Here is a 22,895-nt window from a genome sequence, read left to right on the forward strand (position 1 = left end):
GACTCCCATGGACATCCGCCCCATCCTCAGCACGCTGCGCCGGCACAAGACCGCCGCTGCCCTGATCGTGCTGGAAGTCGCACTGACCTGCGCCATCGTCTGCAACGCGCTGTTCCTGGTCAGCCAGCGCGTGGAAAAGATCAGCATGCCCAGCGGCATCGCCGAGAGCGAACTGGTAATGCTGCGCGTCAGTGGCATCGGCAAGCAGACCGACGCCATGGCCCGCACCCGCGAGGACCTGGCATCGCTGCGTGCGATTCCCGGCGTCAGCAACGTCACGATCATCAACCAGATCCCCTTCCGCAACGGTTCCTCCAGCAGCAGCATCTCGCGCGTGATCGACCAGGAACGGCCGACCACCAACGCCTCGATGTACACCCTGTCCGAGAACGGGCTGGCGACGATGGGCATCAATCTGATCGCCGGCCGCGATTTCCTGCCCGACGAGTACCAGAACTTCGAAGACGTCAGCAAGGGCGGCGCCAAGGAAAAGGCCATCCCGGTCATCCTCACCCAGGCCACCGCCGCCAAGATGGAGCCCAATGGCAGTGCGCTGGGCAAGACCTATTACATGGGCAAGCAGTCGCTGCACGTGGTCGGCATCGTCGACACGCTCAGCACGCCCAATGGCTGGAATGACAACTGGACCAACTCGATGCTGCTGCCGATCCGCCGCACCTTCGACGACGGTGGCACCTACATCCTGCGCACCTCGCCCGAACGCCGCCAGGACGTGCTCGACGCCGGTGCCGCCGCGCTGGAACGCAACGACCCCAACCGGCTGATGCGCGACAAGCTGACCTATGAAGACCAGCGCAAGGACTTCTTCAAGAACGACCGCGCGATGGTCGGCCTGCTGATCACCGTCAGCATCTCGCTGCTGGTGGTCACCGCGCTGGGCATCATCGGCCTGGCCAGCTTCTGGGTGCAGCAGCGCAGCAAGCAGATCGGCATCCGCCGTGCGCTGGGCGCCACCCGCGGGCAGATCCTGCGCTACTTCCAGACCGAGAACTTCCTGCTGGCCACGCTGGGCATCGTGCTGGGCATGCTGGCGGCGTACGCGATCAACCTGGCGTTGATGAACCTGTACGAGCTGCCGCGCATGCCGCTGTACTACCTGCCGCTGGGTGCGCTGCTGCTGTGGGTGCTGGGCCAGATCGCGGTGTTCGGTCCGGCCCGGCGTGCGGCGGCGGTACCGCCTGCGGTCGCCACGCGGGGCGCGTGAGATGCGTGCCTGCGCGATGTGCCTGATCCTGCTTCTGCCACTGCCGGCGCTGGCCGGTGGTGGCAGCGCACAGACGCTGGAATGGCGCCAGGATGGAGCGCGGCTGTCGCTGCGCTCGACCGAAGGGCAAGTGCATGTGGAGGCCGCCAGCCCGGAAGCACGCTTCGGCGTGCGCAGCGGTGATCGCATCCTCCGCGTGGACGACACGGCGGTGCGCCGGGTCGAACACCTTGCCGTGGCCCTGCGCCATTCCAACGCAGCCACCGCCTACCTGTTGCTGCGCCGCGACAGACGCGAACTGACGGTGGCGGTCGACGCGGCGGCCTGGCGCCAGGCGCTGGACGCGCCACCGCCACCAGCGCCGCCAGCGCCCCCGGCCCGGCCCCAGCGCTGAGCGAGGGTCGCTCCTGCACAGCCACGGGTTTGGCTATGCTTGATGGGTGGCGCCGGGCTCTCCCGGTGCGTGGACACGAACGGCTCCATCGGCGCCGCCCATCCCTTTCTGCAGAACCGCTTGATGCCCGCGATCCTGATCATCGACGACAACGCCAGCGTGGGCACCGCGCTGGACGTGCTGTTCTCCCTGCACGACATCGACACCCTGCAGGCGCAGACGCCCGCAGACGGGTTGGCTCTGCTCGAATCACAGCCGGTCGACCTGGTCATCCAGGACATGAATTTCAGCGAGGACACCACTTCCGGTGAGGAGGGCGAGGCCCTGTTCGCACAGATCCGTGCGCGCCACCCTGACCTGCCGGTGATCCTGCTGACCGCCTGGACCCACCTGAGCAGTGCGGTGGACCTGGTCAAGGCCGGTGCCGCCGACTACCTGGCCAAGCCCTGGGACGACCGCAAGCTGATGACCACGGTCAACAACCTGCTGGAACTGTCCGAGGCACGCCGCGAGCTGGACCGCCGGCGCACGCGTGAACTGCGCCAGCGCAATGCGCTGGAAGCGAAGTACGACCTGTGCGGTGCAGTGGTCGCCGATCCGGCCAGCGAGCGTGTGGTCACCCTGGCCTGTCAGGTTGCACGCTCGGAACTGCCGGTGCTGATCACCGGCCCCAACGGCGCCGGCAAGGAAAAGATCGCGCAGATCATCCAGGCCAATTCACTGGTGGCCAAGGGTCCGTTCGTGGCGGTCAACTGCGGCGCGCTGCCCTCGGAACTGATCGAAGCCGAGCTGTTCGGTGCCGAAGCCGGTGCATATACCGGCGCCAACAAGGCACGCGAAGGCAAATTCGAAGCCGCCGATGGTGGCACCCTCTTCCTGGATGAGATCGGAAACCTGTCGCTGGGCGGGCAGATGAAACTGCTGCGTGTGCTGGAAACCGGCCGCTTCGAGCGCCTGGGCTCCAACCGCGAACGCCAGGTCAAGGTCCGCGTGGTCAGCGCGACCAATGCCGACCTGCCGGCGATGATCCGCGACGGCACCTTCCGCGAAGACCTCTATTACCGCCTCAATACGGTGGAACTGGTGCTGCCGCCGCTGGCCGAACGACCGGGCGACATCGTGCCGCTGGCCGAGCGCTTCCTGGCCGCCGGCAAACCGCTGTCCAGCGCGGCCACCGCAGCGCTGCAGCGGCATCCGTGGCCGGGCAACGTGCGCGAACTGCGCAACGTGATCCAGCGTGCCGAACTGCTGGCCACCGGCAACCGTATCGAAGTGGGCGATCTCAACCTGCCGCGCGCAGCCGTCGCACCGCGACCCGCACCCAGCGCAGGCAATGATCCCGACCGCGCACGCATCGAGGATGTACTGGCGCGCAACCATGGCGTCATCGCCCAGGCCGCCGCCGAGCTTGGCCTGAGCCGCCAGGCGCTGTACCGGCGCATGGACCGCCACGGTATTCCACGCGAATGAAACGACGCTCGTTCACTTTCCGCCTGTTCCTGCGCCTGCTGCCGGTGTTGGCACTGGCGGCGGCACTGCCGTGGCTGCTGGCCTACTGGATGGACCATGGTTGGGTGGTGACCACGGTATCGGCGCTGATCCTGCTGTCGCTGATGTGGTGGACCCTGCGCCGCGCGACGGCGCCGGTACGCTCGCTGATGCGTGCGCTGGCGGGTACCACCAGCAGTTATCGCGACGGCGAATACAACTTCGGCGTGCACTGGCCTGGGAACGACGAGCTGGGCGATCTGGTGCAGGCCCACCGCGAGCTGGGCGACGTACTGCGCGCGCAGCGACAGGGACTGGTGCAACGCGAGCTGCTGCTGGACACCATGGTGCAGAACACACCGGTGGCGATGCTGCTGATCGCCTCCGGCGGTGATGGCGTGGCCCGCGTGGTGTTCTCAAACCTGGCGGCGCGCAAGCTGCTGCACGGCGGCTGGAAGCTGGAAGGCCAGCGCCTGGAAGACGTTCTGGAACAGGTGCCGGTGGAACTGCGCGATGCCATCGCCCGTGGCGGTGACAGCCTGTTCGCGGTACATGCCGATGGCGAAGACGGCGACGAGGACGATGAGCAGGTCTACCACCTCTCGCGCCGCGCGTTCCAGCTCAACGGCCGCCCGCACGACCTGTTGCTGGTGCGGCTGCTGACGGCTGAACTGCGCCGCCAGGAAGTGCAGACCTGGAAGAAGGTGATCCGGGTGATCAGCCACGAGCTCAACAACTCCCTTGCGCCGATCGCTTCGCTCGCCCATTCCGGCGGCGTGCTGGTGCAGCGCGAGCGCTTCGACCGGCTGCCCGAGATCTTCACCACCATCGAGGACCGCGCGCGCCATCTGGAAGGCTTTATCCGCGGCTATGCACGCTTTGCCAAGCTGCCGCAGCCGCAGCTGCAGACCGTGCACTGGGCACCGTTCCTGTCCAGCCTGCGCCAGCAGATTCCGTTCGGCATGGATCGCGAGCCGGACGAGGAGCTGAGCAGCCGCATCGACATCGCGCAGTTCGGGCAGGCGTTGTTGAACCTGCTCAAGAACGCACATGAAGCGTGCGCCGAAGCCGATCCACCCAACGATGACGTGCAGGTGCAGCTGACGCGGCTGCCGCAGTGGCTGCGCCTGGACGTGCTGGATCGTGGCAAAGGCATGAACGAACAGGTGCTGCAGAACGCACTGATGCCGTTCTATTCGACCAAGCGCAACGGCACCGGGCTGGGGCTGGCGCTGACGCGCGAGATCGTGGAGGCACACGGCGGGCGCGTGTCACTGCAGAATCGCGGCGATGGTGGATTGTGCGTGTCGATCCTGCTGCCGGTGGGTTGAGCGGGTCGATCGGGGCTGCCGGTAGTCGCCCCCTGGTCGGCCAGTCAGTAGATCCACGCCATGCGTGGATATGTCGACCAAGGTCGGCAGCTACCAGGCGCGCCGCATCGCGACCCGCAGATGCATCGGAAACCCGAGCGCGGCCTCTTCGGCCATCTCCGACTGCAGTCCGGCTCCCCACTCCGCCTCCGGCACGGCGGCGAACCCTTCGCTGGCATAGAAGCCCGCATTCCACGGCACGTCGGACAACGTGGACAGCACCGCCGAGCGATAGCCTTCCACCCGGGCCTGCACCAATGCGTGGCGCAACAACGCGCGCCCAAGACCTTGCCGCGCATGCGCAGGATCCACATCCATCTGCAACACGTGGAACTCACCCGCCAGTTCGCCGCCAAGCAGATAGCCGGCGATGCCACCGTCAGCCGCGTCCACCACCCACAGCTGCCGGCGCTCGAGGCCCTCCTGTAATGTCGCCAGGTCCAGGCCATGCCCGGCGAACACCGGATAGGCCTCATGGCCCTTCAACAGCTCGCCGGCGCGCTGCTCGATGCCGGGCAGCACACCGAGTTCTTCGGCGCGAGGAAGGCGGGGCTCAGGACTTCTTGAGCGGGCGCTTCCAGCCATCGATGGTTTCCTGTCGTGCACGCGCCAGTGTCAGCTTGCCATCCGGCGCGTTGCGGGTGATGACCGAGCCGGCGGCAATGGTCGCCCCGTCGCCAATGGTCACCGGCGCTACCAGCGAACTGTTGGAGCCGATGAACGCGTTGTCGCCGATGGTGGTGGTCGACTTGTTCACGCCATCGTAGTTGCAGGTGATGGTGCCGGCGCCGATGTTCACCTTGCTGCCGATCACCGCATCGCCCAGGTAGGTGAGGTGATTGGCCTTGCTGCCCACACCCAGCGTGACCTTCTTGGTCTCGACGAAGTTGCCGACGTGCACGCCATCGGCCAGCACGGTGCCCGGGCGCAGCCGCGCGAACGGGCCGATCTGCGCAGCGCCTTCGGTGACCACGCCTTCCAGATCGCAATGCGCGCGCACCTCGGTGCCCGGCCCGAGGTTGACGTCCTTCAGGCGGTTGAACGGGCCGACGGTGACGCCGTCACCGAGCACGATGTTGCCTTCCAGCACCACGTCGACATCGATCAGCACGTCGCTGCCGACGGTGACGGTGCCGCGGATGTCCAGCCGTGCCGGGTCGCGCACGCGCGCGCCCTGCGCGCACAGCGCACGCACCGCGCGACGCTGCCAGGCACGCTCCAGCTGCGACAGCTGCCAGGGGTCGTTTGCACCTTCGGCCTCCTGCGCATCGGCCACCAGCGCCATTTCGGCCGGTGTGTACTCGTGCGCGGCAAAAGCAAAGACATCGGTGAGGTAGTACTCGCCCTGTGCGTTGCTGTTCGACAGCTGCGACAGCCAGCGGCGCAGCGCGGTCGATTCCGCGGCGATGATGCCGGTGTTGATCGTACGCACGCGCAGCTGGTCATCGGTGGCGTCCTTCTGCTCGATGATCGCGCCGACCTTACCCTCGGCATCGCGCAGCACGCGGCCATAGCCGGTCGGGTCATCCACCTCGGCCACAAGTACCGCCAGCCGGCCCGGCTGCGCCAGAAGGTCGCGCAGGGTCTGCGCACGGATCAGCGGCACATCGCCGTACAGGACCAGCACCTGCGCCAGGTCGGGAACCTGGGGCATCGCCTGCGCCACCGCGTGGCCGGTGCCGAGCTGTTGCGCCTGCTCGGCCCATTGCAGGTCGGGCTGTCCGGCGAAGTACTGACGCACCGCCTCACCGCCATGGCCATGGACCACGTGTATCGCCGTCGGCTGGAGCTCACGGGCCGCATCGATCACGTGCGCCAGCATCGGCTTGCCCGCGATCGGCTGCAGCACCTTCGGCAGCACCGACTTCATGCGCTTGCCAGCGCCGGCGGCGAGGATGATGACGTGCAGGGGTTGGGTCATGGGAACGGCAGTCCGTGGTTCGTTGCCGATGATTCTAGAGCGTGCGCCGTTAACATGGGCATCCCTCCCCCTTCGCCATGCCGATGAGCCTCATCCGCCAGGGAAGCGCCTACCTCGTCATCGGGCTCGTGCAGCTGCTGCTCGACTGGCTCGTGTTCGTGGCCGCCACCGCGCTGGGCATGCCAGTGGCGCCGGCCAACGTCGCCGGGCGCCTGGCCGGCATGCTGCTGGGCTTCTGGCTCAACGGCCGCTACACCTTCGCCGAGGCGGGCGCACACAGGCTGGGCTGGAAGCGCTTTGCCCGCTTCTTCGGGCTGTGGCTGCTGATGACCGCGGCAAGCACGCTGCTGGTGAGCCTGGTCGATCACGCGCTCGGCCTGCAGTACACCTGGCTGGCCAAGCCGCTGGTGGAAGGTGCGCTGGCCTTCGTGTCGTTCCTGCTGATGCGCTACGTGGTGTATCGCTGAGACCGCGCCAGGATCTGGAAGCGGAACCGGAACGGTAGAGTCGACTGTTGGTCGACTGCTCTTCCGTGAGGTCGCGAAAGTCCCGCGCTGCGCGCGGTAGTCGACTGACAGTCGACTCTACCCGGCAACCCAAACAAAAACGCCGGCACAAGGCCGGCGTTTTCGTGGATGCAGCGCGTGAACCTCAGTGCTTGAGGGTCTTGCGCAGGCGTTCCAGGGCCTGCAGCTGGACAACGGCTTCGGCCAGCTTCTGCTGGGCTTCGGCCACTTCCATGGCTTCACCGCGGTTGGCCAGGATGCGCTCGGCTTCTTCCTTGGCCTTGCGGACCGAGGCTTCGTCGATGTCCTGCGCGCGGATCGCGGTGTCGGCCAGCACGGTCACCACCTGCGGCTGAACTTCCAGGATGCCGCCGGAAATGGCGAAATCCAGCTGCTCGCCGTTCGGCGTGGTCACCACCACCTTGCCCGGCTTCAGGCGGGTGATCAGCGGCGCGTGCTTGGGCGCGATGCCCAGTTCGCCCAGCTCACCGGTGGCCACGACCAGGGTCGCTTCGCCACGGAAGATTTCCTGCTCGGCGCTGACGATGTCGCAACGGATCGTGCTCATGCAAATCTCTTCGCTGTTCGCGGCGGCGCAATGCCACCGTGGGAGTCCACCGGCGCGGGCGGTTGCCCGGCGCCGGCGTCAGGTCGGGCAGGATCGCTCCCGCCCGCCCCGGATCAGGCCTTCTCGGCCATCTTCTTGGCCTTCTCGACCGCTTCTTCGATGCCGCCGACCATGTAGAACGCCTGCTCCGGCAGGTGGTCGTACTCGCCATCGACGATGGCCTTGAAGCCACGGATGGTGTCCTTCAGAGGCACGTACTTGCCCGGCGAACCGGTGAACACTTCGGCCACGTGGAACGGCTGGCTGAAGAAGCGCTCGATCTTACGGGCGCGCGACACGGCCTGCTTGTCCTCTTCGGACAGTTCGTCCATGCCCAGGATCGCGATGATGTCCTTCAGTTCCTTGTACTTCTGCAGGGTCTGCTGGACGCGCTGGGCGGTGTCGTAGTGCTCGTGGCCGATGACCAGCGGATCCATCTGGCGGCTGGTGGAGTCCAGCGGATCGACGGCCGGGTAGATACCCAGCGAGGCGATCGAACGCGACAGGGTGACGGTCGAGTCCAGGTGGGCGAAGGTGGTCGCCGGCGACGGGTCGGTCAGGTCGTCCGCGGGAACGTAGACGGCCTGGATCGAGGTGATCGAGCCATTCTTGGTCGAGGTGATGCGCTCCTGCAGGACGCCCATTTCCTCGGCCAGGGTCGGCTGGTAACCCACGGCGGACGGCATGCGGCCCAGCAGTGCCGACACTTCGGTACCGGCCAGGGTGTAGCGGTAGATGTTGTCGACGAACAGCAGGACGTCCTTGCCCTTGCCGTTTTCGTCCTTCTCGTCGCGGAAGTACTCGGCCATGGTCAGGCCGGTCAGGGCGACGCGCAGACGGTTGCCCGGCGGCTCGTTCATCTGGCCGTACACCATCGCCACCTTGTCGAGGACGTTGGAGTCCTTCATTTCGTGGTAGAAGTCGTTGCCCTCACGGGTACGCTCACCCACGCCGGCGAACACGGACAGACCGCTGTGCGCCTTGGCGATGTTGTTGATCAGCTCCATCATGTTGACGGTCTTGCCGACGCCGGCGCCGCCGAACAGGCCGACCTTGCCGCCCTTGGCGAACGGGCACATCAGGTCGATGACCTTGATGCCGGTTTCCAGCAGCTCGGTGGCCGGGGACTGGTCTTCGTACGACGGCGCCGCACGGTGGATTTCCCAGTTGTCGCTGGCAGCCACCGGGCCGGCTTCGTCGATCGGACGGCCGAGCACGTCCATGATGCGGCCCAGGGTGCCGGCGCCGACCGGCACCGAGATGCCACGACCGGTGTTGGTGGCGACCAGGTTGCGCTTCAGGCCGTCGGTGGAACCGAGGGCGATGGTACGCACCACGCCGTCGCCCAGCTGCTGCTGGACTTCAAGGGTGATTTCGGTGTTGTCGACCTTCAGCGCGTCGTACACCTTCGGCACCGACTCACGCGGGAATTCGACGTCGACGACCGCGCCGATGATCTGAACGATCTTGCCCTGACTCATTGCTGCATCCTCTAAATGTGTGCTTTGAACGAACGCGGTCAGACTGCTGCCGCGCCGCCGACGATTTCGGAGATTTCCTGGGTGATCGCTGCCTGGCGCGCCTTGTTGTAGACGAGCTGCAGGGTGCCGATCAGCTTGTTGGCGTTGTCGCTCGCCGCCTTCATCGCAACCATGCGTGCTGCATGCTCGGAGGCGACGTTTTCCAGCAGTGCCTGGTACACCAGCGACTCGATGTAACGCGTCATCACGTGCTCCAGCACGGTCGCGGCATCGGGTTCGTACAGGTAATCCCAGTCGTGGTGAGCGACCTGCTTCTCAGCCGGCGGCAGCGGCAGCAGCTGATCGAAGCTGGCCTTCTGCGTCATGGTGTTCACGAAGCGGTTGTAGACCAGGTACACGCGGTCGACCTTGCCTTCGGTGAAGGCGTCGAGCATGACCTTGATCACACCGATCAGCGATTCCAGCTTCGGCACGTCGCCGATGTGGGTCACGCTGCCGACCATGTTGACCTTCACGCGTCGGAAGAAGGTCGATGCCTTCTGGCCGATGGTCACCAGGTCCACTTCAGCACCCTTGTCCTGCCATGCCTTGGCTTCGCCCAGCATCTTGCGGAACAGGTTGTTGTTCAGGCCGCCGGCCAGGCCGCGATCGGAGGAGATCACGATGAAACCGACCCGCTTGACCTGCTCGCGCTCGACCAGGAACGGATGCTGGTAGTCGGTGCTGGCCTGGGCCAGATGACCGATCACCTGCTTCATCGCCTGCGCGTACGGACGCGAGGTCTTCATCCGATCCTGCGCCTTGCGGATCTTGGAGGCCGAGACCATTTCCAGGGCGCGCGTCACCTTGCGGGTGTTCTGCACGCTCTTGATCTTGGTTTTGATTTCGCGTCCGCTTGCCATCTCTTGTTTCCCGTGGCGCGGGGCTGATGCCCCGCGTTGTTCAACCGTTTGTCATCTGGTCCAGCGGAGCCAGCGGCTCCGCTCTACAGGACCGCGATTACCAGCTGCCGGTGGTCTTGAACTCGGCGATGCCCTTCTTGAAGGCACCTTCGATGTCGTTGTCCCAACCGCCGGTGGCGTTGACCTTGCTGATCAGCTCGCCCTGGGTGTTGGCGAAGTGGGCGTGCAAGCCTTCTTCGAACGCCAGCAGCTTGTTGACCGGCACGTCGTCGAGGTAACCCTCGTTGACGGCGTAGATCGACAGCGCCTGGTTGGCGATCGACATCGGCGCGTACTGCTTCTGCTTCATCAGCTCGGTGACGCGCTGGCCACGCTCCAGCTGCTTGCGGGTCGCTTCGTCCAGGTCCGAGGCGAACTGCGCGAACGCAGCCAGCTCGCGGTACTGGGCCAGCGAGATACGGATGCCGCCCGACAGCTTCTTGATGATCTTGGTCTGGGCCGAGCCACCGACGCGCGACACCGAGATACCCGCGTTCACGGCCGGGCGGATGCCGGCGTTGAACAGGTCGGTTTCCAGGAAGATCTGGCCGTCGGTGATCGAGATCACGTTGGTCGGAACGAAGGCGGACACGTCGCCGGCCTGGGTTTCGATGATCGGCAGCGCGGTCAGCGAACCGGTCTTGCCGGTGACCTTGCCTTCGGTGAACTTCTCGACGTACTCCTCGGACACGCGGGCTGCGCGCTCAAGCAGACGGGAGTGCAGGTAGAACACGTCACCCGGGTAGGCTTCACGACCCGGCGGGCGCTTCAGCAGCAGCGAGATCTGGCGGTAGGCGACGGCCTGCTTGGACAGATCGTCGTACACGATCAGCGCGTCTTCGCCGCGGTCCATGAAGTACTCACCCATGGTGCAGCCCGAGTAGGCGCTGATGTACTGCATGGCAGCCGATTCGGAAGCGGTCGCGGCCACCACGATGGTGTGGGCCAGCGCGCCGTTCTCTTCCAGCTTGCGCACGATGTTGGCGATGGTCGAAGCCTTCTGGCCGATCGCAACGTACACGCACTTGATGCCGGTGCCCTTCTGGTTGATCACCGCATCGATCGCCATCGCGGTCTTGCCGGTCTGGCGGTCGCCGATGATCAGCTCGCGCTGGCCACGGCCGATCGGGATCATCGAGTCGACCGACTTGTAACCCGTCTGCACCGGCTGGTCGACCGACTTGCGCCAGATCACGCCCGGAGCAACGCGCTCCACCGGAGCGGTCAGGTCGGTGCCCAGCGGGCCCTTGCCGTCGATCGGCTCGCCCAGCGCGTTCACGACGCGGCCCAGCAGTTCCGGACCGACCGGCACTTCCAGGATGCGGCCGGTGGTCTTGGCGACGTCACCTTCGCGCAGGTGCTCGTAGTCACCCAGGACCACGGCGCCGACCGAGTCGCGCTCCAGGTTCAGGGCCAGTGCGAAGGTGTTGTTCGGCAGTTCGATCATTTCGCCCTGCATCACGTCGGCCAGACCGAAGATGCGCACGATGCCGTCGGACACGCTGGTCACGGTGCCTTCGTTGCGCGATTCCGCGGCCAGCTTGACCTTCTCGATGCGGTTCTTGATCAGTTCGCTGATTTCGGAGGGGTTGAGCGTGGTTGCCATCGTCAAGTCCTAGTGCCGGCAGCGGGGCCGGACGTTAAATGAATTCAGTTAGCGAGCGCGGTCTGCAGACGGGCCAGCTTGCCCTTCAGCGAACCATCGATGACCACGTCGCCGGCGTCGATCACGGCGCCGCCGATCAGCGAGGCATCGACCGCGGTGGTCACGTCGACCTCGCGGTTGAAGCGCTTGCGCAGCGCGACCTTGATCGCGTCCAGTTCACCGGCCGACAGTTCGGCGGCCGAGGTGACGGTGGCCTTGACCACGTGCTCGGCTTCGGCGCGCAGGGCGTCGAACATGCCGGAGATTTCCGGCAGCAGCGGCAGACGATGCGATTCGGCCAGGATGGCCAGGAAGCGCGAGTAGGTCTCGCCGTGCGACACCGGCGCCAGCAGGGCGACGGCGTCGTCACGACCCAGCTCCGGGTTGGCGAGCAGGGCCGCCACGCGCGGGTCGGCGGCGACGTGGGCGGAGAACGCCAGGGCGTCCGACCACGGCGCGAACGCGCCTTCGTCGCGCGCGGTCGCGAACGCGGCGCGGGCGTACGGGCGGGCAAGCGTGAGGGCCTGGCTCATCCTTAGATCTCCGAGGCCAGCTCGTCGAGCAGCGCCTTGTGGGCGTTGGCGTCGATTTCGCGCTTGAGCAGCTTTTCGGCACCGGTCACGGCCAGCGCGGACACCTGCTTGCGCAGATCTTCACGGGCACGGTTGGCGGCGGCGTCGATTTCAGCCTGGGCCAGTTCCTTCTGACGGGTGGCTTCGGTGATCGCTTCGTTGCGGGCAGCATCGACGATCTGGTTGGCACGTGCGTGGGCCTGATCGATGATCTCGTTGGCCTTGGTGCGTGCTTCCTTCAGCGCTTCGTTGACCTTCTCCTGCGCCTGGGCCAGATCTTTCTGGCTGCGGTCGGCAGCAGCGAGGCCTTCAGCAATCTTCTGCTGGCGCTCTTCGATCGCGTTCATCAGCGGCGGCCAGATCTTGGTCGCGATGATCCAGATCAGACCAGCGAAGGCCAGCGCCTGCGCAAGAAGGGTGAAATTGATATTCATGGTTAGCTCGATCGCTGGTTTCGGGGTGGACGCGCCGCCGTAGCGGCGCATCCGGCCTTCATCCGAAACCGGGTGCATCAGCACCCGGTCGTCTCAAACCGCTGTATCAGCCGGCCAGAGCCTTGGTGACGGCGCCAGCGAAGGCAGCCGACAGCGGGTTGGCGAAGGCCAGCAGCAGGCCGACGGCGACCGAGATGATGAACGCGGCGTCGATCAGGCCGGCGGTGATGAACATGCGGACCTGCAGGACCGGGATCAGTTCCGGCTGGCGGGCGGCCGACTCCAGGAACTTACCAGCCATGATGGCCAGACCCAGACCGGCGCCCAGCGCGGCCAGGCCGATCATGATGCCGACGGCAAGGGCGGTGGAGCTCTGAATCTGCGCGAAGTTGGTCAGGACGGCGAAGTACATGGTTATCTCCAGGAACTTAAGTTGCTAAGGGTGATGAAACGGATGAAGGTTGAAACGCGTTGAAGCTTGAAACTCAGTGAGCGTCTTCCGACAGGCTCAGGTACACGATCGACAGCATCATGAAGATGAAGGCCTGCAGCGGGATCACCAGCAGGTGGAACAGCATCCAGCCGAGGCCGAACACACCACCGGCAATGGCACCGAAGAAACCGGCACCACCCAGCACCCAGATCAGCAGGAACACGATTTCGCCGCCGAACATGTTGCCGAACAGTCGCATCGCCAGCGAGATCGGCTTGCTCAGCCACTCGACGATGTTGAGGATCAGGTTGAACGGCATCATCCACTTGCCGAACGGCGCCGTCAGGAATTCCTTGATGAAGCCGCCAAGGCCCTTCGACTTCAGTGCGAAGAACAGCATCAGGAAGAACACGCTGATGGCCATGCCCAGGGTGGCATTGACGTCAGCGGTCGGGACCGGCTTCCAGTAGTGCACGCCCACCCATTCCAGCGGCTTGGCGATGAAATCGGCCGGGATCATCTTCAGCAGATTCATCAGCAGAATCCAGAAGAAGATGGTGATGGCGATCGGCGTGACCAGCTTGCTCTTGCCGTGGTAGGTGTCCTTGGCCTGGCGGTCGACGAACTCCAGGCAGATTTCCACGAAGGCCTGCCACTTGCCCGGCACACCGGCGGTGGCCTTGCGGGTGCCCAGCCAGAACGCGACAACGATCACCAGGCCCATCAGGACCGCGGTGAGGAAGGTATCGACGTGGATATGCCAGAACATACCCTCACCCTTGCCGACCGGCGCGGTCAGGTTGTGCAGGTGATGCTGGATGTAGCTGGTAGGGGTTAGAGCCTCGCCCGCCATGTGTCCGGAACCTTCAGTTAATTGAATTCTGTCAACGCCTGGCCATCGCCAGGACCTGGAACATCAAGCCGACGGCGATACCGGCCAACAGCGCCAATGCAGGCAGCTTGAAGACCAGGAACCCCACCAGCAGGACGCCGAAAACCACGACCCACTTGGCTACGATCGCAATGATCAGGCGAGCCATCGCCGATCCTGCTGCCACCGCTCCCCCGCCCAGTGCCATCCGCGCCGCCACCCAGCCACCGGCCGAAATGGCCACACCGGACGCCAGCGCGCCGAGGGCGTATTTCGGACCCACCAGCAGGAAGGCCAGGGCCAGGACAGCGACCGCGGCCAGCGGGTAGACCGCGGCGCGCAGCATCAGTCGCCGACCCGCAGCAACGGAGTTCAGCACAGGACGTCCCGCGTGGTTGCAAGTGGAGGGCTGAGGCGGCTAAAGCAGGGGGGCCTCATCGAGCCGCCAAATTATAGCAATGGGACAATTTGCGAGACAACCGCTGCCTGTTCATCCCGGGAAGCCGCAAGTTGCGGTAACGGTTACATTTTTGCGTGCCACCCGGGGGACAATGACGTCCGTATGATGCTGCGGCGCAATATTGAACTTTGGTCGCATCCGGCGGAACTTTCGCCCAACGCACCGGTCCGATCTTTCGACCTGCCTGCAGCAACCTCGTCGACGCTCCGCCCCGCAGGTCCCACGATGGCCCCGAAGCCCGGCTCCGGGGCCATCTTTTTGCATCGTGGCGACAGCGCTGAACCGTGCACATCGCGTGGACCATACGTTCACGGATGGTGGACGCGCCTGTCCGGCACAGTGGATTTCATTCTGATGAACCACTGCAAGGACTCTTCGATGCGCTCCGTTCCCACCCTGCTCGCCCTCTCCCTGCTTGCCGCCGGCGCTTCGTTCGCCACTGCCGCCCACGCCGCCGAAGGCGATGATCGCTTCGCCCTGCGCCTGGGTGCGATGAACATCGACTCGGACAATACCCTGCGTGGCAAGACCAACGTCGCCGGCCAGGACATCGGCTTCTCGGAGGACTTCAAGCTGGGGGGCAAGGAATGGGAGCCGCGCATCGACGGCATGTTCCGCATCAGCAACCGCCAGCGCCTGCTGTTCAACTACTTCAAGTACGACAAGGACCGTCGCGAGACCCTCGGCCAGGACATTTCCTTCGGTGACGTCAACGTGCCGTCCGGCAGCTTCGTCAAGGGCGAGCTGAAGTACCAGGTGGCCAGCCTGGTCTATGACTACTCGGTGGTGGACACCGACACCTTCGATCTCGGCCTGCAGCTGGGTGCCGAGTACGCCAAGGTCAGCACCAAGGCATACGCGGATCTGGGCACCGTCTACGAAGGCCAGTTCCTCAACGAAAAGACCGACGGCGTAGCACCGGTGGTCGGCGCACGACTGAGCTTCACTCCGTCGGAGAAGTGGATGATCACGCTGCAGGGCCAGTACCTCAACACGCGCTGGGGCAGCTTCGACGACTACAAGGGCGACCTGAGCCGCGCCAACGCCATCGTCGACTACCGCTTCACCAGGAACTTCGGCGTGTTCGCCGGCTACGACTGGTTCAAGCTCGATGCGGACAAGAAGGGCAGCGACGGCACCATCGGCCTGAAGCAGGAATTCAAGGGCCCGGTGGCAGGCGTCAGCTTCGTGTTCTGATCCCCCGCTCCTTCCACACGCTCTCTCCTGGCGCGGCCTCCTGAACATCGGGGCCGCGCTTTTTTGTTTGCGACGCGGAGCTATGGGTAGAGTCGGCTGGGTAGAGTCGGCTGGGTAGAGTCGGCTGGGTAGAGTCGGCTGGGTAGAGTCGGCTGGGTAGAGTCGACTGTTAGTCGACTGCTTTCAGTCGTGATGCGGAAGAACCCGCGCTGCGCGCGCAAGTCGACTAACAGTCGACTCTACCGAAGCTGGGCATCACGGCGGCTGTTGCAGTGGCTCTGCGGCTAGACCGTCCGCAAGCCGAGCCGCTGCGCGGGTGGCAGGCGTTTGGACAAAGTAAAGGAGGAGGCGACCGCCGCAGGCGGGCGACGGGGGACATTTGTCGAAATGCCTGCCACCCGCGCAGTGGCCCGGACCCTCGCGATGACAACAGCCGAAGATATTCCTGCAGCCAACAAAAAACCCCGGCAGGAACCGGGGCTTTTCGTTTGGAACGGCGCGGGCGCCTTACTTCTTCTTCGGCATGTACAGATCGGTGATCGTGCCGTCGTAGATTTCCGAGGCCATCGCCACCGATTCGCTCAGCGTCGGGTGCGCGTGGATGGTGTGGCCGATGTCTTCGGCTTCCGCACCCATCTCGATGGCCAGGCCGATCTCGGCCAGCAGGTCGCCGGCATGCACGCCAACGATCGCGCCACCGATGATGCGGTGGGTCTCTTCGTCGAAGATCAGCTTGGTGAAGCCTTCGGTACGGCCGATGCCGATCGCGCGGCCGCTGGCGGCCCACGGGAACTTGGCCACGCCCACCTTCAGGCCCTTGGCCTTGGCTTCGGTCTCGGTCACGCCGACCCAGGCGATTTCCGGGTTGGTGTAGGCCACCGACGGAATCACGCGCGCCACCCACTCCTTCTTGTGGCCGGCAGCCACTTCAGCGGCCAGCTTGCCCTCGTGCGTGGCCTTGTGCGCCAGCATCGGGTTGCCGACGATGTCGCCGATGGCAAAGATGTGCGGCACGTTGGTGCGCATCTGACGGTCAACCGGAATGAAGCCACGGTCGGTGACCTGCACGCCGGCCTTCTCGGCATCGATCTTCTTGCCGTTCGGCGAGCGGCCCACGGCCACCAGCACACGGTCGAAGGTGCCCTGCGCCAACGCAGGCGCCTGGCCTTCCTCGGCGGCTTCGAAGGTGACGGTGATGCCCTTGGCATCGCCGGTGACGCCCGAGGCCTTGGTCTTCAGGTGCACGTCGATGCCCTGCTTCTTCAGGCGGTCGGCCAGCGGCTTGACCAGGTCCTTGTCGGCGCCCGGCATCAGCTGGTCCATGAACTCGACCACGGTGACCTTGCTGCCCAGCGCGCCATACACGGTGGCCATTTCCAGGCCGATGATGCCGCCGCCGACGACCAGCAGCGAGGCCGGCACGTCGGCCAGCTCCAGCGCGTCGGTGGAATCCATCACGCGCTTGTCGTCCCACGGGAAGTTCGGCAGCTTCACCGCCTGCGAACCGGCGGCGATGATGCACTTCTGGAAGCGCAGCAGCTGGGTGCTGCCGTCAGCGGCGGTGATTTCCAGCTCGTTGGCGGAAACGAACTTGCCCACGCCCTGCACACTGCGGACCTTGCGCTGCTTGGCCATGCCGGCCAGGCCCTTGGTCAGCTGGTTGACGACCTTTTCCTTGTACTGGCGCAGCTTGTCCAGGGTGATGGTCGGCTTGCCGAACTCGACGCCGAAATCACCGGCGTGGGCGACTTCGTCGATCACCGCGGCGGCATGCAGCAGCGCCTTTGACGGGATGCAGCCGACATTGAGGCAGACGCCGCCGAGGCTGGCGTAGCGCTCGACGAGCACCGTATCCAGGCCGACGTCGGCGGCGCGGAAGGCGGCGGTGTAGCCGCCCGGGCCCGAGCCCAGCACGACCATTTCGCATTCGATGTCGGCCGGCTTGCCGCTGGACAGCGCCGGCTTCGGTGCCGCCGGCTCGGCCGGGGCGCGGTGCGACGGAGTCACCGGCGGCTTGCTGGCCGGGGCGGCTGCAGCCGGGGCCGGCGCGGCGGCCTTGGCCGGGGCTTCGGCGGCGCCTTCGGCATCCAGCAGCACGACCACGGCGCCTTCGGACAGGGTGTCGCCCAGCTTGACCTTGATTTCCTTGACCACGCCGGCGGCCGAGGACGGCACTTCCAGGGTGGCCTTGTCCGACTCCAGGGTCACCAGGCCCTGGTCCTTCTTCACCGTGTCGCCGACGGCGACCAACACTTCAATCACCGGCACATCGCTGTAATCGCCGATGTCGGGAACCTTGACTTCAATCGTGGCCATGGTGGGTTTTCCTCGTGCCCGGCCGGCATGGCCGGCGGGCTGTCACTGCATCTGTTCACGCGGCCGCGCCAGGGGCAGCGGCCGCACGGTGGGGGCGAAGCGGTGCCTTACAGCAGCACGCGGCGCATGTCGGCCAGTACCTGCGACAGGTACGTGGTGAAGCGTGCGGCCAGGGCGCCGTCGATGACGCGGTGGTCGTAGCTCAGCGACAGCGGCAGCATCAGCTTCGGTGCGAATTCCTTGCCGTTCCAGACCGGCTGGATGGACGACTTGGAGACGCCGAGGATGGCCACTTCCGGTGCATTGACGATCGGGGTGAACGCGGTGCCACCGATGCCACCCAGCGAGCTGATCGAGAAGCAGCCGCCGCTCATGTCGGCCGGGCCAAGCTTGCCATCGCGCGCCTTCTTGGCCAGTTCGCCGGTTTCCTGCGCGATCTGCACTACGCCCTTCTTGTCCACGTCGCGGATGACCGGCACGACCAGGCCGTTCGGCGTATCGGCGGCGAAGCCGATGTGGAAGTACTTCTTCAGGGTCAGGTTTTCACCGCTGGCATCGAGCGAGGCGTTGAATTCCGGGAACTTCTTCAGCGCAGCGGCGCTGGCCTTGATCAGGAAGGCAAGCATGGTCAGCTTGATGCCGGCCTTCTCGTTTTCCTTGTTCAGCGCCACGCGCAGGCCTTCCAGATCGGTGATGTCGGCCTGTTCGAACTGGGTGACGTGCGGGATCATCGCCCAGTTGCGGGCCAGGTTGGCGCCCGAGATCTTCTTGATGCGCGACAGCGGCTGCACTTCGGTCTCGCCGAACTTGCTGAAGTCGACCTTCGGCCACGGCAGCAGGTTCAGGCCACCACCACCAGCAACGGCGCCACCGGCAGCCGCCGGCACGCCACCGCTGAGGGCGGCCTTGACGAACTTCTGCACGTCACCCTTGGTGATGCGGCCGCCCTTCTCGGTGCCGCTGATCTGCAGCAGGTCCACGCCCAGCTCGCGGGCGAACACGCGCACGGCCGGGGTGGCGTACGGCACCTTTGCCGGCAGCACGCCATCGGCGTTGAACTGCACCGGCGGGCTGGACGGAGCACCGGCCGAGGCGATCTCGCGGGCGGCCAGCTTGTCCGGCTGGGCCGGAACGGCGACCGGCTCAACCTTGGTAGCAGTCTCGGCAGCGGCCGGAGCGGCGGCCGCAGCGGCCTTGCTCGGGGCCGGCGCGGCAGCGCCTTCGGCTTCGATGATGGCGACCACATTGCCCTGCGACAGAGTGTCGCCAACCTTGACCTTGATCTCCTTGACCACACCGGCCACCGAAGACGGCACTTCCATGGTGGCCTTGTCGCTTTCCAGGGTGACCAGGCCCTGGTCCTTCTTGACCGTGTCGCCCATGGCCACCAGCACTTCGATGACCGGAATGCCGGAGTAATCGCCGATATCCGGCACCAGCGCTTCCACCGCACCGCCGCTGGCGGCCGGAGCGGCCGGCGCAGCTGCGGCCGGGGCCGGCGCACTCTGGGTAGCAGCAGCCGGGGCAGCGGCCTTGGCCGGTGCCGGCGCAGCCGCCGCCGGCTTGGCGGCTTCGCCTTCGGCCACTTCGATCAGGGCCACGACCTTGCCTTCGGACAGGCTGTCGCCGACCTTGACCTTCAGTTCCTTGACCACGCCGGCCACCGAGGACGGCACTTCCATGGTCGCCTTGTCGCTTTCCAGCGTCACCAGGCCCTGGTCCTTCTTGACCGTGTCGCCGACGGCGACAAGCACCTCGATTACCGGGATATCGCTGTAGTCACCGATATCGGGGACAAGTGCTTCCTTGATTTCGGCCATGGGGATAACTCCGGCAATCTGGTGTAGGGAAACGTCTATTGTGCGGCCAGCGGGGGCCAGCGCCAACCGTTACAGGTGTTTTCAGTACGCACGCAGCCGGGACAGGCTGTTGCCCATGGGGTGCGGCCGCGACCAGTCGGTAGCGTATTGTCCGGACGATGTCCGCTTCATGTCGCCAGCGCGTCGGCCACCGGCTGCCAGGCCACACGCAGGCGCGGCAACGACCAGGCCGCATTGGCCGGGCTGGTGGAAGGCAGCGCCATCAGCCGGGGTGGGGCCTCCAGCCATGGCAGCACCCAGCGCTGGAACGCCAGCATCGATGCACCGCCGTTGCAACCGATCAGCTCCAGCTCAGGAAGGGAGGCGATCAATGCCGGCAGCGCATTGGGTACTTCCGTGCCGCGCACGATGTGCGCATCCAGGCTGCCGCGACGTTCGCATTGGCCGATGACATCCCACAGGCCGACACCTGCCGCCTGCACTGCCTGCAACCGCTGTGCATACGGCAGGCCCGCATCAAACCCGCAGATATCAGCCATCAGCGGCCAGAAACGATTGCGTGGATGGGCGTAGTAGCGCTGCTCCTGCAATGACGCCGCGCCCGGCATCGAGCCCAGCAACAGCACCCGGCATTGCACGTTCACCTGCGCTTGCAGGCCGGTGCACAACGTTGCTTCGCTCACATCTTCTCCAACTGCATGAATGTCGGCACGCGCGGAAAACCCCATGGAAACAGGCTTTTCGCACTGCTCGCTGAACAAGGAAAACTATTTTTTAACGCGCGTCGGATTCGATTCATGTTGAGGCGACTACGGTGTGCTCGCCCCGCAACCGGGGGCCCAAAACAAGAAACACTAGGAGATACCCCCATGCGCTCCATCCGTATCCTGAGTCTCGCCCTGCTGACCTCCGCCGCCTTCGCGCCGGCGGCTTTCGCCCAGGACAGCAGCTCCACCGATACCGCTTCGGGCAAGCATTTTGCCGTGGTTGGCGGCGTCGCGCTGCTGCAGCCGAAGAATGATCCGATCGACGGCATCAAGAAGGTCGATGGCGGTCCGGCGCCGACCGTCAGCTTCAGCTACTACATCAACGACAACTGGGCCGTTGAACTGTGGGGCGCCGCCGACAAGTTCGACCACAAGGTGAAGGGCCCGAACAATGCCCGTCTGGGCAACGTCGAGCAGCAGCCGGTCGCGCTGAGCGGCCAGTACCACTTCGGCCAGGCTGACAACGTGTTCCGTCCGTTCGTGGGCGTGGGCTACTACCAGTCCAGCTTCAGCAATGAAACGCTGGCTGACGGCAGCAGCTCCGACATCCGCCTCAAGGATGCCAAGGGTGTGATCGGCACCGTCGGCGTGGACATGAACATCAACTCCACCTGGTTCGCCCGTGCCGATGCCCGCTACATGCGTTCGCGTCCGGACGTGAAGGTCGGCGGCGAGAAGATCGGCGAAGCGAAGATGGATCCGTGGACCGTCGGCTTCGGCATCGGCGCCCGCTTCTGATCCAGGCAGTACCGGCTTCATTGATGTAACGCGACGGGCCCTGCGGGGCCCGTCGTCGTTTCCGTCACCTGCGTTCCGCCTGTAGAGCCGAGCCCATGCTCGGCTGCTTTTTTGTAGAGTCGAGCTTGCCCGGCCACCCAGAAAGCAGCCGAGCATGGGCTCGGCTCTACATGAACAGGACACGGAGGCACGATGCACGAAGTCGACCTGCTGGTGATCGGTGGCGGCATCAACGGCGCTGGCATCGCCCGTGATGCGGCCGGCCGCGGCCTGCGGGTGCTGTTGTGCGAGCAGGATGACCTGGCCGCGCACACCTCCAGCGCCAGCAGCAAGCTGATCCACGGCGGCCTGCGCTACCTGGAACAGGGCGAGTTCGGACTGGTGCGCAAGGCACTGGGTGAACGCGAAGTGGTACGCCGGCAGGCCCCTCATCTGGTCCGTCCGTTGCGCTTCGTACTGCCATGGGAACCCCACCTGCGACCGCGCTGGATGCTGCGCACGGGCCTGTGGCTGTATGACCATCTCGGCCGGCGCAGCCCGGCGTTCCCCGCCTCGCGCGCACTGGACCTGCAACGCGACCCGCTCGGCCCCTGGCTCTCCCCGGATCTGCGGCAGGCCTTCAGCTACGCCGATGCGCAGGTCGACGACGCGCGGCTGGTGCTGCTCAATGCGTTGGACGCCGCCCAGCGTGGCGCACGGGTGCATGTGCGCAGCCGCTGCGTCGAACTGCGCCCTGTGCAGGGCCGTTGGCAGGCCACGCTGGAAGCCACCGACGGCCGGCAGCAAACGGTGATCGCCCACGCCGTTGCCAATGCGGCCGGTCCCTGGGCAGGAGGCCTGCTGGAACGGATGCAGGCGCGCGATGGCGGCCCTGCCCTGCGCCTGGTACAGGGCAGCCACATCGTGCTGCGCCGGCCCTGGCCCGACGACAGTGCCTGCCTGCTTCAGCAACCCGATGGCCGCGTGGTGTTCCTGCTGCCCTTCGCCCACGACCACCTGCTGGTCGGCACCACCGACACCGACTACCGCGGCAACCCGGCCCGATGCAGCGTGCTGCCTTCCGAAGTGGACTATCTGTGCGAGGCCGCCAATCGCTACCTGCGCGAACCCATCACCCCGGAAGACGTGGTCTGGCAGTTCGCAGGGGTTCGCCCGTTGCTGGCCGATCCGGACCCGCGTGCAGCGAAGCTGAGCCGTGACTACCGCCTGCAACTGCAGTCCGGCCCGGCGCCTGCACTGCACGTGCTGGGCGGCAAGCTGACCACGTACCGGGTGCTGGCCGAAGAAGCGCTGGAGCTGCTGCGCCCTGCCCTGCTGCAGATGGGACCGGCATGGACAGCAGCGGGCCACCCGCTGCCGGGCAGCGACTGGGGCGACGCCGCGCAGGCGCACTCCCGCCTGCAGGCATTGGCACCGTGGCTGCCCTCCTGTACGGCGCAGCGTTGGGCCGAGGCCTACGGCAGCCGCAGTGCTGCGCTGCTGCAGGGCGCGCACGGCCTGGAAGATCTTGGCGAGGACCTTGGTGCGGGCCTGCACGCGCGCGAGGTCACCTTCCTGCGTGACCACGAATGGGCGCGTAGCGCTGAAGACGTGCTGTGGCGAAGGAGCAAGCTGGGATTGCGGCTGGACGCCGCCCAGGTGGCCCGGCTGCAGGCGTGGATGGGGCAACCCACCCTGTAGAGCCGAGCCATGCTCGGCTGCGTTGTGCA

General features: G+C 65.8%; 22 protein-coding genes. 8 read left to right on the top strand and 14 right to left on the bottom strand.

All coding sequences use genetic code 11. From position 1 onward, the window contains the following. Positions 1–7 precede the first annotated feature (7 nt). The 4 genes from ACZK0Z_RS19600 (at position 8) to ACZK0Z_RS19615 (ending at position 4,438) form a co-directional block, all read left to right on the top strand. Complete coding sequence (locus tag ACZK0Z_RS19600; protein ID WP_049429239.1) at positions 8–1,225, top strand: ABC transporter permease; 1,218 nt, start codon at positions 8–10, stop codon at positions 1,223–1,225. A 1-nt stretch (position 1,226) separates the two neighbouring features. Further along, on the top strand, positions 1,227–1,619 hold the full coding sequence (locus ACZK0Z_RS19605) for a PDZ domain-containing protein (protein ID WP_049429238.1): 393 nt from the start codon (positions 1,227–1,229) through the stop codon (positions 1,617–1,619). 123 nt (positions 1,620–1,742) lie between these two features. After that, complete coding sequence (locus tag ACZK0Z_RS19610; RefSeq protein ID WP_049429264.1) at positions 1,743–3,089, top strand: sigma-54-dependent transcriptional regulator; 1,347 nt, start codon at positions 1,743–1,745, stop codon at positions 3,087–3,089. Further along, the gene (locus ACZK0Z_RS19615; RefSeq protein ID WP_197632729.1) at positions 3,086–4,438 is read left to right on the top strand and encodes a sensor histidine kinase; all 1,353 of its coding nucleotides are present in this window, start codon (positions 3,086–3,088) and stop codon (positions 4,436–4,438) included. Before ACZK0Z_RS19610 ends, ACZK0Z_RS19615 begins: the two co-directional genes overlap by 4 nt. A gap of 90 nt (positions 4,439–4,528) precedes the next feature. Here the strand turns inward: ACZK0Z_RS19615 and ACZK0Z_RS19620 are convergent, their stop codons facing one another. Both ACZK0Z_RS19620 and glmU read right to left on the bottom strand, forming a co-directional pair. Further along, on the bottom strand, positions 4,529–5,062 hold the full coding sequence (locus ACZK0Z_RS19620; protein ID WP_197632730.1) for a GNAT family N-acetyltransferase: 534 nt from the start codon (positions 5,060–5,062) through the stop codon (positions 4,529–4,531). Further along, positions 5,031–6,398 (bottom strand): bifunctional UDP-N-acetylglucosamine diphosphorylase/glucosamine-1-phosphate N-acetyltransferase GlmU, encoded by a 1,368-nt coding sequence (gene glmU / locus ACZK0Z_RS19625; protein WP_049429235.1) that lies wholly within the window; start codon positions 6,396–6,398, stop codon positions 5,031–5,033. Before glmU ends, ACZK0Z_RS19620 begins: the two co-directional genes overlap by 32 nt. Before the next feature lie 83 nt (positions 6,399–6,481). Between glmU and ACZK0Z_RS19630 the strand changes: the two genes are divergently transcribed. Next, positions 6,482–6,865, top strand: a complete 384-nt coding sequence (locus ACZK0Z_RS19630; protein ID WP_049429234.1) for a GtrA family protein — start codon at positions 6,482–6,484, stop codon at positions 6,863–6,865. 184 nt (positions 6,866–7,049) lie between these two features. On the opposite strand, the gene ACZK0Z_RS19635 is transcribed toward ACZK0Z_RS19630, so the two are convergent. The 9 genes from ACZK0Z_RS19635 to ACZK0Z_RS19675 all read right to left on the bottom strand — a co-directional run bounded on the left by ACZK0Z_RS19635 (position 7,050) and on the right by ACZK0Z_RS19675 (position 14,267). Then, entirely contained in the window at positions 7,050–7,472 is a 423-nt protein-coding gene (locus ACZK0Z_RS19635) for a F0F1 ATP synthase subunit epsilon (RefSeq protein ID WP_005411127.1), read from the bottom strand. A 113-nt stretch (positions 7,473–7,585) separates the two neighbouring features. Beyond that, positions 7,586–8,992, bottom strand: coding sequence for a F0F1 ATP synthase subunit beta (gene atpD / locus ACZK0Z_RS19640; protein WP_049429233.1), 1,407 nt, complete (start codon positions 8,990–8,992; stop codon positions 7,586–7,588). 38 nt (positions 8,993–9,030) lie between these two features. Continuing rightward, positions 9,031–9,894 carry a F0F1 ATP synthase subunit gamma gene (gene atpG, locus ACZK0Z_RS19645; RefSeq protein ID WP_006471334.1) on the bottom strand — a complete coding sequence of 288 codons (864 nt, stop codon included), beginning with the start codon at positions 9,892–9,894 and terminating at the stop codon, positions 9,031–9,033. A gap of 97 nt (positions 9,895–9,991) precedes the next feature. Continuing rightward, positions 9,992–11,539: a F0F1 ATP synthase subunit alpha gene (gene atpA / locus ACZK0Z_RS19650; RefSeq protein ID WP_005419511.1), complete on the bottom strand. Its 1,548-nt coding sequence runs from the start codon at positions 11,537–11,539 to the stop codon at positions 9,992–9,994. Between the two features lie 44 nt (positions 11,540–11,583). Then, the gene (locus tag ACZK0Z_RS19655; RefSeq protein WP_005411131.1) at positions 11,584–12,111 is read right to left on the bottom strand and encodes a F0F1 ATP synthase subunit delta; all 528 of its coding nucleotides are present in this window, start codon (positions 12,109–12,111) and stop codon (positions 11,584–11,586) included. Between the two features lie 2 nt (positions 12,112–12,113). Continuing rightward, entirely contained in the window at positions 12,114–12,584 is a 471-nt protein-coding gene (locus ACZK0Z_RS19660) for a F0F1 ATP synthase subunit B (RefSeq protein ID WP_005419512.1), read from the bottom strand. A gap of 106 nt (positions 12,585–12,690) precedes the next feature. Then, positions 12,691–12,996, bottom strand: a complete 306-nt coding sequence (gene atpE / locus ACZK0Z_RS19665; RefSeq protein WP_005411133.1) for a F0F1 ATP synthase subunit C — start codon at positions 12,994–12,996, stop codon at positions 12,691–12,693. A 73-nt stretch (positions 12,997–13,069) separates the two neighbouring features. After that, the gene (gene atpB, locus ACZK0Z_RS19670) at positions 13,070–13,870 is read right to left on the bottom strand and encodes a F0F1 ATP synthase subunit A (RefSeq protein WP_010481316.1); all 801 of its coding nucleotides are present in this window, start codon (positions 13,868–13,870) and stop codon (positions 13,070–13,072) included. A gap of 31 nt (positions 13,871–13,901) precedes the next feature. Then, a complete protein-coding gene (locus ACZK0Z_RS19675; protein WP_197632731.1) occupies positions 13,902–14,267 on the bottom strand; it encodes a hypothetical protein in 366 nt (121 codons plus the stop codon). 459 nt (positions 14,268–14,726) lie between these two features. Between ACZK0Z_RS19675 and ACZK0Z_RS19680 the strand changes: the two genes are divergently transcribed. Further along, on the top strand, positions 14,727–15,545 hold the full coding sequence (locus ACZK0Z_RS19680) for a hypothetical protein (protein WP_197620382.1): 819 nt from the start codon (positions 14,727–14,729) through the stop codon (positions 15,543–15,545). A gap of 507 nt (positions 15,546–16,052) precedes the next feature. Here the strand turns inward: ACZK0Z_RS19680 and lpdA are convergent. The 3 genes from lpdA to ACZK0Z_RS19695 all read right to left on the bottom strand — a co-directional run bounded on the left by lpdA (position 16,053) and on the right by ACZK0Z_RS19695 (position 20,364). Beyond that, positions 16,053–17,861, bottom strand: a complete 1,809-nt coding sequence (gene lpdA / locus ACZK0Z_RS19685) for a dihydrolipoyl dehydrogenase (RefSeq protein ID WP_197632732.1) — start codon at positions 17,859–17,861, stop codon at positions 16,053–16,055. 107 nt (positions 17,862–17,968) lie between these two features. After that, positions 17,969–19,681, bottom strand: coding sequence for a dihydrolipoyllysine-residue acetyltransferase (aceF, locus tag ACZK0Z_RS19690; protein ID WP_197632733.1), 1,713 nt, complete (start codon positions 19,679–19,681; stop codon positions 17,969–17,971). A gap of 167 nt (positions 19,682–19,848) precedes the next feature. After that, a complete protein-coding gene (locus ACZK0Z_RS19695) occupies positions 19,849–20,364 on the bottom strand; it encodes a DNA-deoxyinosine glycosylase (protein WP_197620385.1) in 516 nt (171 codons plus the stop codon). A gap of 186 nt (positions 20,365–20,550) precedes the next feature. Between ACZK0Z_RS19695 and ACZK0Z_RS19700 the strand changes: the two genes are divergently transcribed. After that, complete coding sequence (locus ACZK0Z_RS19700; RefSeq protein ID WP_005411140.1) at positions 20,551–21,186, top strand: OmpW/AlkL family protein; 636 nt, start codon at positions 20,551–20,553, stop codon at positions 21,184–21,186. A 192-nt stretch (positions 21,187–21,378) separates the two neighbouring features. Next, entirely contained in the window at positions 21,379–22,866 is a 1,488-nt protein-coding gene (glpD, locus tag ACZK0Z_RS19705; protein WP_049429099.1) for a glycerol-3-phosphate dehydrogenase, read from the top strand. Positions 22,867–22,895 lie beyond the last annotated feature (29 nt).

This window comes from Stenotrophomonas sp. 116085_Sma (assembly GCF_056479585.1).